Origin of the sequence: Nocardia sp. NPDC050412, assembly GCF_044458825.1 — a bacterium.
Lineage (GTDB): Bacteria > Actinomycetota > Actinomycetes > Mycobacteriales > Mycobacteriaceae > Nocardia.
Window position 1 is genome coordinate 151,514 of the sequence record NZ_JBITIJ010000017.1, and the last position, 11,413, is coordinate 162,926.

The following is an 11,413-nucleotide window of genomic DNA, read 5'->3' on the forward strand; positions in this document are numbered from 1 at the left end:
TAAACCCGTGAAGCGGCTCCGGGTCGAGGTCGGTCTCAGTCAGCTCCAACTGGCCGAGCGCTCGGATCTCAGTCGACGCATCGTGATCAATCTCGAAGCGGGGGGCAGAAGAGCTAATCCACCTATCTCGCTGTTATGTGCGTGCAGGCTTCGTCGAAAGAAGCTCCTCGTTCGAGCAACTTTCGGTAGGGGCGGAGGAGCTGCTCGTATCCGTTGGAGAAGAGACCGTGGAATTCGCCGTGAGAGCCGAATAGCGCCAGGAAGTTTTCTTGGCTCGGCGATCCTTTAACAAAGACAACATCGTCTTCGGGTCGGCGCCTGCCGTAGGAGTGGAAGCGCATCCCGTACTGATCGCTCCAGAAGTATGGGGGAGTGGTGAATGGGACCAGATCACCTCGCGCGATGTTGAGCCCAACGCGTCGGCCGTGCTCGATGGCATGGGTCCAGTGCTCGACCCGCGACCGGGACTCAAGGAGCGGGTGTTCGAGTGCCGCGACATCACCTGCGGCCCACACATTCGCCACGTTTGTGCGTCCAAACTCATCGGTGACGACGCCGTCGCTGAGCTCCACGCCCGAGTTGACGAGCCAGTCCACGTTCGGTTCGACTCCAATTCCAACCAAGACGAGGGGAGTCTGATGCGATGAGCCGTCACTGAAGTGCAGGACGTACTCGCCTTCGTCGCCGGTGATCGCGCTCAGCGTGATGTCGCCGTGCATATTCACACCGCGGCTCGCATGGAGCTCTTGGAGAAATCCCGCGATTTCCGGGCCGATAAGCGGTTCGAGAGGAAGACGCTTGTTGTCAAACACGTCTACGATGACACCGCTCTCGGCCAGTCCGCTGGCGACTTCAAGACCGATGAAGCCGGCTCCGACGAGGGCGATCCGCCGATGGACCGTCAACGCAGCGCGAAGCGCGATCAGATTGGATGCCGTTCGCAGCACGGGAAGCGGTTTGCCATCCGTGGTGCGAATTGTACGAGCTCGCGCGCCTGTGGCGATGATGATCGACTCCCACGGCATCGGCTCGCCGTTCATGGTGATGAGATAGTGGCGGTCGATATCGAGCCCCGCGGCGGTCTCCCCGCTCCGAAGCGTGATGTTGGTTTCCTCGAGCCTCTCGGTGCTTCGGAGGTCCATGAATTCCGGTGCTCCTTCGCCCACCAGAAGTCCCTTCGAGACCGTTGGTCGATCGTAGGGCGCGCGAGTTTCCTCATTCAGTACGGTGACCGGTCCCTGATAACCGCCTTCTCGAAGCCCATCTGCGGCGCTCAACCCGGCCGCAGAACCTCCAACGATGAGGATTCCTTCGTGGGGTGTCATGAGATCGACTCGAGAGGGCGCTTAGCGAGAGCCTGGGCGGGGCAATAGCGGATGGCTTCGTCCAGATCCTCTTCCTCCGACGCGTCGACGGCGTGGACCTTGAGTACTGCGACGGGGCTACCCGGGGGTGTCTCGAACACCTCGGGCATGACACTCACACAGACTCCGTACGCCCGGCAGCGGGTGGTGTCGAGATGGATTTCGAATTGCTCGGTCACTTGAAATCACTGCCCATCCGGGCTGCAGGTTCGACGGTCATCTGAGCTCCTTTGCACCTCTGACTAACCCACCGGACGGCCAGCGCCCAGTTCCGCAAAGTTTATGGCGCCGAATGAAATCGATACAAGCTATGTCCGTCGATGACAGAGAATCAATCTATTTGATATCAGAATTCGATGTACGTCGGAATTCTCCAGCCTGTTGAGCCGCGTCGCGGAGCTTCGATCGCAGCCAGAGATGGCCAGACTCCTCCGTGTAGCTGGGGTGCCAATACATCGCCTCGGAGACCTCTCCCAAGGGGATGGGAGGTTCGAGCAGGCGGAGTCCGACACGACGCGCAACCATGCGAGCGGGAGTGCTCGGCATAAGCATGATCAATCGTGTGTCCTGCAGCAGGAATGGAGCAGTGCCAAATCCGGTGGCAACTTCGGTTCTGCGGGGGACGCCGAGTCGATCCAGTTGACCTTCGACCAGGGCGTAAGTATCGCCGAATGTGATCGCGAGATAGGGCAGATCACTGAACTGCTCAAGGGTGAGTTGCTCCCCGACATCGGGATGCTTGCGGTCGAGTGCCACGACATAGGTGTCAACGAACAGGCGCTCGTGCGCGAGCGATCTCATCTCCGCAGCGCTGACCGTCTCGGGCGGGGAGAGTACGAGGTCGAGGTCGCTGTTTGCTAGAGGCTCTTCGATCCTTGCACTGACGGGCACGACGCGAATGCGGACGTTGGGTGCGTCGGTGCGGAGGGTGGTCATCAGAGGATGAAGCAGGGTGATCGTGCTGTACTCACTTGCCATGATTGTGAACATCCGCGCATCGGTCGCCGGATCGAAGTGTCGGCGTGAACGCAGAAGCAGCTCCGTATCCGCGAGTAGCTGGCGGACCGGACTCACAAGGGACGCCGCAAGCGGAGTGGCCACCATGTTCCTGCCTCGGCGCTCGAGAATCGGATCATCGAAGAGTCTTCGAAGCCGCTTCAGGGTAGCGCTCATTGCGGGCTGGCCGACGGACAGGCGGCTAGCCGCGGAAGTTACATTTCGGTCGACCATCAGCGCATCAAACGCGACGAGAAGATTGAGGTCGACGCGGCGCAGATCCATGCATGCACTGTAGTGCCGCGACTCTGTTACATCAACCAAGCTGATATATGACTATCGCGAATCATTGTTTGAAGCGAAACGGGAGTCGGCCTAACGTCATCGGGAAGTGGCCCCTCGCCGATTAGCAACCGGCCGCGCTGAGCAAGAGAGTCGATGATGACCAGAACCCTTGAACGACAGGCCGTTGATCCTTCGACGCCGTTAGACCCGTCAGACCAGCGAACATTACGCGAGACCCTGATCGTAATGCTGAGCGAGGCGCCGGGCTTGGCCTCGGACATCGCCGCGAGCCTCCAGCTTCCCGAGGCCGTTGTCCACGCTGTTCTTGTGGACCTAGTGGCGGAGGAGCTCGCTGTGGAGGGATACGGCGGCTCTGTCCGTTGGTACGGCGCACGAACGATCGGAACGGTGTAATGGCACGTCTCCACAGCCTGGGTTATGTCGGATTCCAGACTCCCCGGATCGACGAATGGGAACCGTTGGCGTCCGAAATTATCGGATTTGAAACCTCTCCGCAGGTGGACGGCTCGCTCCGTATTCGCTGGGATGACCGTGCGTACCGCCTGCAGCTGCATCCAGGTCCAGATGATCGCATCGCCTACATCGGATGGGAGATTCGAGACCAGCAGGAACTCCGCTCGTTCGTCGACCACCTTCGCTCACACGGTATTTCTGTTGCTGAGGGCTCCGAAGAGCTTGCCCGCGAGCGAAGTGTCCAGCAGCTGGCGACCTTCACCGATCCTTACGGATTGCCTCTTGAGGTATTCACGGGCCAGACGTACTTGGACCGCACGTTCAGAGGTCGGCGGGCGACTACCGGTTTCATCACCGGCGCTCAGGGGGCTGGCCACATCGTGGTCGTGGTCCCCTCGCTCGAAGGTGCATATGCCTTCTACCGGGATATCCTCGGGTTCCGGGTGACAGACGTGGTCGACACCGGATTCGGCGTGATGTCATTCTTGCGTCTCAATCCACGCCATCACAGCCTTGCCTTGTGGGAGATGCCCGGCGCGCCGGACGGCCTTATCGGATTGCAGCATCTCATGGTCGAGGCGCACGACTTCGACGACGTGGGTCGCGCATACGACCTAGTCGAAGCGAGCGACTACGAGCTCAGTTCGACGATGGGGCGCCACGCGGGGGATGAGCAGATGTCGTTCTATGTGCGCACTCCGAGCGGTTTCGATCTCGAGTACGGCGCCGACTCGCTTGTCGTCGAAGACGAGAATTCTTGGACGGTCCGCTACTACAACAAATCCGCGGGCGCAAAGAACGAGATCTGGGGACATCATTTCCGCCCCCTCGCCCCCCAAACGTCGATCCGGCCGTTTCATCCCGCGGCAGACGGCGAATCTGAACAGACCCCAGTCTCGGCTATCCAATGATCGACAGTCACGCTCACGTCTTTTTTGATGAGCTCCTCGGGAAAGCCGGCCCGTATGGTCCGGCCGTACGCGAGTTCGCGCCGGGGCAGTTCGAGGTCGTGACAGGAGGGTACTCGTTCGCCATCGGCGCGAATGATTCATTCGCACCCGTCATGGAATCGCGGGTCGCGGCGATTGAGCCCGCGGGCATCACCACTCAGGTGTTGTCGCTCTCTCCGCTTTGGCTCTTCCACGAGGCGCCGGCGGCAGTGGCTGTGCCCTTCCTGCGGGAAGCCAACGATCTCACAGCTGAAATGGTTGGGAAGGCACCGGGTCTGCTTCGTGCGTTTGCGGCGCTCCCGGCCCAGGACATTTCGGTGGCGATCGATGAGTTGCACCGCAACGTCAAGCGGGGGTTTGTCGGCGGGTATATCGGATCCAACGCGCGGGTCAATCTTGACGACCCGGAGCTGGACGATCTGTACGCGGCGCACGAACAACTGGATGTCCCCCTGCTGATCCACTCGATCGTGCCTGGGGTGGATGGCCCTCCTGGCGACTCGCGGCTGAACCGATGGCTCGGAAACGTGACCATCGGGTACCCCATCGAGGAAACGTTGACGGTCACTTCCCTCATTCTCGGCGGGGTGCTCGACAGACACCCCAAGCTGGACGTGCTGATCCCTCACGGCGGTGGTGCATTTCCCGCGATCGCGGGTCGGATCTTTGACTCGCTCCGTCTTCCTGGCGCTCCCATCTCAGCGGAACAGGCCCGTGAAGGTTTGAGCCGATTGTGGTTCGACACGCACGTGCATTCGCCACATACGCTCGATCTTCTGCTGGAGGTCGCCAACGTCGATCACCTCGTCTACGGGTCGAACTTCGGCGGATGGGACAGCAGCTCGACGTCCGAGGTCGCGAATATGGCCGAGCTCCTCGATGCCAACGCTCGCCGACTGTTTCGAATGACGCCATAAGCCCGCACGACACCTAAAGCGAATCCCGAGCACCATCAGTGACACAACGGAGTGGAAATGACACTGATCGACAAACAACCGTCCATACCCACAGACGAACTGATCGAGCGAGTCACATCATCGATCGAGGAGGGCGCCATCCCGGTTGAGATCTATAACGATCTGGGGATCTTCCAACGCGAGATGGACAACATCTTCGGCAGCTGCTGGGTGTTCGTCGCGCATGAGAGCGAGATTCCGAATAAGGGCGACTTCGTTCAGCGCCGCATCGGTATTGACCCGGTTATCGTCACCAGAGGCGGTGGCGGAGACATCAACGTGCTCTCCAACTATTGCCGGCACCGCGGGACTCAGGTCTGCCAGACCGACGCCGGCAATTCGCGATTCTTCAAGTGCCCGTACCACGGGTGGACCTACTCCAATAACGGTGCCCTCGTAGGCACGCCCCACGTGCAGGATGCCTACGGTGAGCGGATGGACCCGGAGAAGTTCGGTCTTTTCAAGGCTCCCCGCGTCGAGTCCCGGCACGGCTTCATCTTTGCGTCACTCGCTGCCGATGGTCCCAGCCTCGATGAGTATCTCGGTGGAGCGGGCTGGATGTTCGATCTGGTGGTAGGTCTGCACCCCAAGGGTCTGCGTGTGGCTGGGCCCCCGGAGCGCTATCAGGTGAAGGCCGATTGGAAGACCGCTGCTGAGAACTTCGCCGGCGACACCTACCACATCGATTCGCTGCACTGGAGTGTAGAGGAGATCGGGCTGGCGCAGGGCTTTCAGGCGAACACCGCCATCTCCGTTACCTACGAGATGGACAACGGGCACGCCTTCAACGGCCATACCTGGACGAAGGTGATCCACCCCGGATACGTCTTGTGGGGATACCCGCCAGAAATCACTGAGAAGTTCGACCTGTCGGAGATGGACGAGACACAGATGTTCGTCCTGAACCACGAGCCGCCGGCAACGGGAACGATCTTCCCGAACCTGAGCTTCATCCGGATCGCCGCGGCGATACCCCCGGGGACACCTCCGACGATCCTCACGAGCTTCCGGCAATGGCAACCCGTCGCTCCCGGGGTCCTCGAGATTTGGAACTGGCAGTTCGTGTGGGACTTCCAGACACCGGAGGAAGTGGAGGCAGCCCAACAACTGGGGCAGTTCACTTTTGGCTCCGCGGGCATCTTCGAGACTGACGACACCGTCGCCTGGGAAGGAGCTCCGCGCGCCGCCAAGAGCCCGTGGATGAAGCGGGAGCAGTTCGCTTTCAACTTCGATCAGAGCAAGCGCAGCCCGATTGACCGCGAAAACGACCCGAACTGGACCGGTCCCGGGATCAAACGAAACACAGGCTTCGGGGAAATGAACCAGCTGCACTTCTACAGGCAGTGGGCCAATGTCATGCGAGACGGCATCGACGGCCAGCTGAACCCGGCTCGTAAGGAGGGGCAATGAACGCCGCCGGCTCTATCGACACCGCAGACCGCGTGCTGCTCAGAGAGAACGTGACCCAGTTCCTGGCGCGCGAAGCGCGACTTCTTGACGAGGGTCAGGAGGAGGAGTGGTACGGCACTCTAGACGATGAGTACGAGCTCTTCATCCCAATACGTCAGGCGACCGAGCCACGCTCCAACGAGATCGACCGCTCGGGCTACCGCACCAAAGAGACCAAGGCTCATGTCCGCATACGCCTGGACCGGCTCGCGACTGGTATGGCGTATTCGGAAGTTCCCCCGTCTCGTACCATGCGGATGGTCGGGTCCATCGATATAGAAAAAACCGATCGCCCCGACGTGGTAGCCGTACGCAGCGCGGTGCTGCTCTACCGACAGCGCGGCATCGATCCGCACTTCGATCTCCTGCCCTACAGGCGCTATGACACTCTCCGGTCCACGGCCGAGGGGTTGCGGCTGTTGAGCCGGGAGATCATCCTGACTGAGGTCAGCCTTGCTACCCCCAATCTCGGCCTGTTCCTATGAACGTTGGGCAGCCGGTCACGCTCGATGACCATGTGGTACTTGTCACGGGAGGGGGATCGGGGTTAGGGCTGGGCCTCACCCGCTACTTCACCGATATCGGCGCGCAGGTGATCGTCCTCGAGTACGACGTGAATAAGGTGAAGGCCCTTCAAGCGGAGTTCGGTGATCGAGTTCTCGCGGTCGTTGGGGACGTTCGCAGCGTTGCGGATTTGCAGCACTGCCGTGATGTCATCGTCGAGCGGTTCGGCCGCTTGTCCGCAGTGGTAGGAACGCAGGGCATCTCCGATGGCGTCGTCCGTGTCGAGGATATGACGGCTGAGCATATTGACGCGCTTTTCGACGAGGTCTTTGGCGTGAACGTCAAGGGCTACATGCTCACCGCAAAGGTATTCCTCGAACTCCTACGAGCCGATCGCGGAGCGATCGTGCTCACCGCGTCGCAGGCGGCATATGCAGCTGACGGAGGCGGCATCGTCTACACCGCGAGCAAGGGCGCCGTGACGAGCCTGGTCAATCAACTTTCCTTCGAATTCGCGCCCGAGATCAGGGTGAACGCAGTAGCGCCGACAGGAATCGGCAAGAGCGAACTCCGAGGTCCGGAGACGCTCCACCTTCAAGACTCGAAACAGTCAGATTCCGCCGACGTTTTCCGCGAGCAGTTCGAGTGGCTGGCCCCCATGCAGCACTTGCCCGACCCCGAGGAGTATGGCCCCCTCTACGCGTTCCTCGCCTCACGGCAGAACCAGATCATGACAGGTCAGACCGTCATCGCCGATCAGGGAGCCCTCAATCGTGCGTTGATAAACATGGGCGACCTGATCAAGCGGATGCCCAAGGCCTGAGTTACCGGACCAAGATAGGAACAGTCGATGTTTGAGTACTTCCCGGGCAATTATGTCTGGAATCTTGCTGTGGTCGGCGCGCTCAACGCGGGCGGTCAGATCGATGAGGTGGACCGCGCGTGTCGACCGCTGCTCGAGGCGGCGAAAGGCGGCAGTGATGCCGGCACCGACCAGTTCTTGCGCGCGTGGACCGACCTCACCGACTCCGTGGCGGGCCAGGCCGAGCAGGCCGAGCGGGATGGGCATTCTCTCTCAGCTGGGGGAATTTATGCGCGCGCATCCAACTATTTGTCCACGGCCGAGCGCATGCTCCCCGCCGGTCACCCCGATCGTCTGACTACCTACCAGCGTGTGCTAGATCTCACGCAAAAGGCGTTTGACCTGCGCGACTACAACGTGTCCAGGGTGGCCATCCCGTTCGGCGAGACCACGCTCCCCGCGTACTTCTCCGCGGCCCCGGAAAGTCAGAACGGCCCCGCGCCCGTCATCGTGCTCCTCAACGGCCTGGATTCCACCAAAGAGCTCATGTACTCGTCCGGCTTCTGGTCTGAGCTGGCGGCACGCGGCATCTCCTGCCTGATGCTCGACCAGCCCGGAACGGGCGAGGCCCTACGACTGCAGGGCCTCGTCGCGGTGCGGGAATCCGAGACGTGGGGCAAGTGGGTAGTCGACTGGCTGGAAACACGTAAGGACGTGGACCCCGCCAAGATGGGGGTCGTTGGCTGGTCTCTCGGGGGGTACTACGCCCCGCGGGTCGCCGCCTTCGAGAAGCGCTTTTCGCTGTGCGTGGCATGGGGTGCCAACCACAACTGGGGCGCGGTCCAGCGTCGCAGGCTCGAGCGAGAAGGCGAAAACCCTGTCCCCCACTACTGGGATCACGTCAAGTGGGTGTGGGGGTACGACGACCTCGACGAGTTCATCGCTTTCGCCGACTCGATCCATCTGGATGGCGTGGTCTCGGAGATCACCGTCCCCTTCCTCATCGTCCATGGCGAGAACGACCGACAGATCCCGGTCGCATATGCGCATCGCTCATACGATCAGGCCGTGAACGCACCATCTCGCGATCTACGGATCTTCACCCGCGAGGAGGGTGGCGCCGAGCACATCGGCCTCGACCACCTTCCCGCCATGTGCACCTACATCGCGGACTGGGTGAGCGACACGTTCGCGGCCACAGACTCAACCCACACGTCTGCCGAGGTCGCCGGTTGACGGCCTTGCCGCAGATGGCGCAGCGCTTGACACTACTTTTCAGGACGGACTCATGTCGCAGGTAGACAGCTCCAACTCGAGCCTCAACTCTGACGTGGAAGTCGCAATTGCCGAAATGGCGTCGCGGGTTTCAAATCGGGGTCGTTGGGGCGCTGAAGATGTCCTCGGAACGATGAATTTCCTGAACGACGACAAGCGGCGCGAGGGAGCCGGGCTCGTCCGCCGGGGCGCGGCGTTCTCTCTCGCACAGGGCTTCAACAGCGACGGTCCCCAAACGGGGTGGCGTCAACGCAACAACCCGGTACATACCATGTTGGCGACAGGTCTGGATGCAGAGTTTGGCGCGCAGGGGTTGCCACATGGTTGGGGTGGAGCGGATGACTATATCGTCACCCCGCTTCAAGCGTCGACGCAGTGGGATGGCTTGGGGCACGTCTTCGATCATGGCGAGGCGTACAACGGACGTCGCGCGTCCCAGGTCGTCACTAGCGACGGGGATCTGGTGACGGGTATCGAGACCGTCGCCGATCGCATCGCTGGGCGCGGGGTGCTCTTGGACGTCGGGCGTGCAATAGGTTCGGATGGCGAACTCACCGACGGTTATGCCATAACGGTAGATGACCTCGAGCGGACGATCGATCTTCAAGGGGAGAGATCGGTGGTCGGTCGAGGCGACATCATGCTCGTCCGGACAGGGCAACTGTCCCGTGCCCGTCGGGATGGTTGGGGAACCTACGCCGGCGGCGCCGCGCCGGGGCTGTCCTTTACGACAGCCGAGTGGCTCCATGGTCGCGAAATCGCCGGCGTCGCGACTGACACCTGGGGGTTCGAAGTGCGGCCGAACGAGTTTCCCGATGCCTTCCAGCCCCTGCACCAGGTCGTCATCCCACACATGGGACTGTTCATCGGCGAGATGTGGGACTTCGACAAGTTGGCTGAGGACTGCGCCGCGGACGGGATTTACGAGTTCTTCCTGACGGCGGCCCCCCTTCCTGTGACGGCAGCCGTCGGGGCACCGGTCAACCCGGTCGCGATCAAGTAGCCGACATTCGTATTCACGCGTCACACAGCTAGGGAGAAGAGTCCGTTCCATGCGATTCGCCACGTGGGAAATTGATGGCACCGTCACGACCGGAGTCGCTGGCCCGGACGGTCTCCATGCGTTCGCCGATCAGCGGCCCATCTTGGAAATCGTCCGCCAGGGCCTACCTGCAGCACTCGAGGCTGGGACAGCAGCGTTGCGCTCCTCTCCCATCACGTTCGAAGCCGCGCGGCTGCTGCCGCCTCTCAATCCGCCGACGGTGCGGGACTTTGCTGCGTTCGCGGAACATATTGACGGCGTCTCCCGGCTGGTGACGGGCGAAGGCGGGGTCATCCCAGAGTGGTACGAGGCGCCGGTCTTCTACTTCAGCAACCCATACGCAATGATCGGGGCTTACGACGATGTTGCCGTCCCCCCCGGCTGCGACGTGCTCGATTATGAGTTGGAGGTTGCCGCCGTCATCTCGGGGGATGGCTCGTCGGTCGCTCCTCATGACGCGAGAAGCCATATTTTCGGCTACACAATCTTCAACGACTGGTCCGCTCGCGACATCCAGACACGCGAGATGAAAGTTGGCCTCGGTCCGACAAAGGCGAAAGACTTTGCCACCACCCTCGGGCCCTTCCTCGTCACCGCCGACGAAATCGACGAGTTCCGAACGTCGGACGGCTTCCTCGATCTCGAAGCCACAGTCTCACTAAACGGGACAGTGATTGGCCGTGACAACCTACGGAACATGAGCTGGACATTTGATGAGCTTGTGGCGCAGGCCTCGCGGGGCACATGGGTCAGGTCGGGCGATGTCCTTGGGTCCGGCACGGTTGGTAACGGCGGGTGCCTTGGCGAAATTTGGGGACGATCGGGGGAACGCGACCCTTCGCCGCTTCAGCCCGGAGACGTCGTGGAAATGACAGTCGACGTTCTGGGCTCGATCCGCAATGTGGTAGTCGCGGGACCACCTGCTCCACAGATTCCTGAGGGCCGCCGACATGACTGGGCAGTCCACCGCCGAGCTAGGTGGGGTGCTTATAGGGGCTGCTCGTCACTCGATCGTCGCCGGTAGTGCTCCATCTCAACACGAAATAGGCTCCGGCAATTCGGATCAGCGCCTCGTCCGAGGGGAATCCCCGCCGTGATGTCGTCGATGACTTCCTTCGGAATGACGGAGACCATGGGTGTCTGCACCAGTCCAGGACAGATCGCGTTGACTCGGACGCCGGATGCCGCGAATTCCAACGCTGCCGTCCTGGTCATTCCTCGTGGCCTGTCCCCGGTGAATGAGTCCGTCCAGTTTTAGGGTCCTTGTTGGCCCTGGTTGGGGCTGGAAGGGACACTGAAGGACATGGCAGGACGGA

The 11,413-nt window shown here is 61.3% G+C and carries 12 protein-coding genes and 1 pseudogene; 9 read left to right on the forward strand and 4 right to left on the reverse strand.

What is annotated here, in order from left to right; genetic code table 11:
* Positions 1 to 7 precede the first annotated feature (7 nt).
* Positions 8 to 88 (forward strand): annotated as a pseudogene (locus ACIBI6_RS34785) (hypothetical protein); the annotation flags it as partial.
* 34 nt (positions 89 to 122) lie between these two features.
* On the opposite strand, the gene ACIBI6_RS34790 reads toward ACIBI6_RS34785, so the two are convergent.
* From ACIBI6_RS34790 to ACIBI6_RS34800, 3 genes are all read right to left on the reverse strand, one after another.
* Positions 123 to 1,325 (reverse strand): NAD(P)/FAD-dependent oxidoreductase, encoded by a 1,203-nt coding sequence (locus ACIBI6_RS34790; RefSeq protein ID WP_396959141.1) that lies wholly within the window; start codon positions 1,323 to 1,325, stop codon positions 123 to 125.
* Positions 1,322 to 1,543, reverse strand: coding sequence for a ferredoxin (locus ACIBI6_RS34795; protein WP_327100374.1), 222 nt, complete (start codon positions 1,541 to 1,543; stop codon positions 1,322 to 1,324). The genes ACIBI6_RS34790 and ACIBI6_RS34795 overlap by 4 nt, the downstream gene beginning before the upstream one ends.
* Before the next feature lie 157 nt (positions 1,544 to 1,700).
* A complete protein-coding gene (locus ACIBI6_RS34800) occupies positions 1,701 to 2,645 on the reverse strand; it encodes a LysR family transcriptional regulator (protein WP_396959143.1) in 945 nt (314 codons plus the stop codon).
* 413 nt (positions 2,646 to 3,058) lie between these two features.
* Here ACIBI6_RS34800 and ACIBI6_RS34805 point away from each other — a divergent pair, with 413 nt between their 5' ends.
* From ACIBI6_RS34805 to ACIBI6_RS34840, 8 genes are read left to right on the forward strand one after another with little or no spacing between them, the layout of a single operon-like run.
* Positions 3,059 to 4,030 carry a VOC family protein gene (locus tag ACIBI6_RS34805; protein ID WP_327100372.1) on the forward strand — a complete coding sequence of 324 codons (972 nt, stop codon included), beginning with the start codon at positions 3,059 to 3,061 and terminating at the stop codon, positions 4,028 to 4,030.
* On the forward strand, positions 4,027 to 4,986 hold the full coding sequence (locus tag ACIBI6_RS34810; protein ID WP_396959146.1) for an amidohydrolase family protein: 960 nt from the start codon (positions 4,027 to 4,029) through the stop codon (positions 4,984 to 4,986). The genes ACIBI6_RS34805 and ACIBI6_RS34810 overlap by 4 nt, the downstream gene beginning before the upstream one ends.
* Positions 4,987 to 5,043: 57 nt before the next feature.
* The gene (locus ACIBI6_RS34815; RefSeq protein WP_396959148.1) at positions 5,044 to 6,435 is read left to right on the forward strand and encodes a Rieske 2Fe-2S domain-containing protein; all 1,392 of its coding nucleotides are present in this window, start codon (positions 5,044 to 5,046) and stop codon (positions 6,433 to 6,435) included.
* Complete coding sequence (locus ACIBI6_RS34820; RefSeq protein ID WP_396959150.1) at positions 6,432 to 6,959, forward strand: aromatic-ring-hydroxylating dioxygenase subunit beta; 528 nt, start codon at positions 6,432 to 6,434, stop codon at positions 6,957 to 6,959. Before ACIBI6_RS34815 ends, ACIBI6_RS34820 begins: the two co-directional genes overlap by 4 nt.
* Positions 6,956 to 7,801: an SDR family oxidoreductase gene (locus tag ACIBI6_RS34825; protein WP_396959152.1), complete on the forward strand. Its 846-nt coding sequence runs from the start codon at positions 6,956 to 6,958 to the stop codon at positions 7,799 to 7,801. The genes ACIBI6_RS34820 and ACIBI6_RS34825 overlap by 4 nt, the downstream gene beginning before the upstream one ends.
* Before the next feature lie 27 nt (positions 7,802 to 7,828).
* Positions 7,829 to 9,016, forward strand: coding sequence for an alpha/beta hydrolase family protein (locus ACIBI6_RS34830; protein WP_396959154.1), 1,188 nt, complete (start codon positions 7,829 to 7,831; stop codon positions 9,014 to 9,016).
* A 52-nt stretch (positions 9,017 to 9,068) separates the two neighbouring features.
* Positions 9,069 to 10,058, forward strand: a complete 990-nt coding sequence (locus ACIBI6_RS34835) for a cyclase family protein (protein ID WP_396959156.1) — start codon at positions 9,069 to 9,071, stop codon at positions 10,056 to 10,058.
* A gap of 49 nt (positions 10,059 to 10,107) precedes the next feature.
* The gene (locus tag ACIBI6_RS34840; RefSeq protein WP_396959158.1) at positions 10,108 to 11,121 is read left to right on the forward strand and encodes a fumarylacetoacetate hydrolase family protein; all 1,014 of its coding nucleotides are present in this window, start codon (positions 10,108 to 10,110) and stop codon (positions 11,119 to 11,121) included.
* On the opposite strand, the gene ACIBI6_RS34845 is transcribed toward ACIBI6_RS34840, so the two are convergent.
* Complete coding sequence (locus ACIBI6_RS34845; RefSeq protein WP_396959160.1) at positions 11,085 to 11,312, reverse strand: SDR family oxidoreductase; 228 nt, start codon at positions 11,310 to 11,312, stop codon at positions 11,085 to 11,087. The genes ACIBI6_RS34840 and ACIBI6_RS34845 overlap by 37 nt on opposite strands.
* Between the last annotated feature and the right edge of the window lie 101 nt (positions 11,313 to 11,413).

Coding starts and splice junctions, on each gene's coding strand:
- ACIBI6_RS34790 (WP_396959141.1), bottom strand. CDS start 1,325: ATGACACCCCACGAAGGAATCCTCATCGTTGGAGGTTCTGCGGCCGGG.
- ACIBI6_RS34800 (WP_396959143.1), bottom strand. CDS start 2,645: ATGGATCTGCGCCGCGTCGACCTCAATCTTCTCGTCGCGTTTGATGCG.
- ACIBI6_RS34805 (WP_327100372.1), top strand. CDS start 3,059: ATGGCACGTCTCCACAGCCTGGGTTATGTCGGATTCCAGACTCCCCGG.
- ACIBI6_RS34810 (WP_396959146.1), top strand. CDS start 4,027: ATGATCGACAGTCACGCTCACGTCTTTTTTGATGAGCTCCTCGGGAAA.
- ACIBI6_RS34815 (WP_396959148.1), top strand. CDS start 5,044: ATGACACTGATCGACAAACAACCGTCCATACCCACAGACGAACTGATC.
- ACIBI6_RS34820 (WP_396959150.1), top strand. CDS start 6,432: ATGAACGCCGCCGGCTCTATCGACACCGCAGACCGCGTGCTGCTCAGA.
- ACIBI6_RS34825 (WP_396959152.1), top strand. CDS start 6,956: ATGAACGTTGGGCAGCCGGTCACGCTCGATGACCATGTGGTACTTGTC.
- ACIBI6_RS34830 (WP_396959154.1), top strand. CDS start 7,829: ATGTTTGAGTACTTCCCGGGCAATTATGTCTGGAATCTTGCTGTGGTC.
- ACIBI6_RS34835 (WP_396959156.1), top strand. CDS start 9,069: ATGTCGCAGGTAGACAGCTCCAACTCGAGCCTCAACTCTGACGTGGAA.
- ACIBI6_RS34840 (WP_396959158.1), top strand. CDS start 10,108: ATGCGATTCGCCACGTGGGAAATTGATGGCACCGTCACGACCGGAGTC.
- ACIBI6_RS34845 (WP_396959160.1), bottom strand. CDS start 11,312: ATGACCAGGACGGCAGCGTTGGAATTCGCGGCATCCGGCGTCCGAGTC.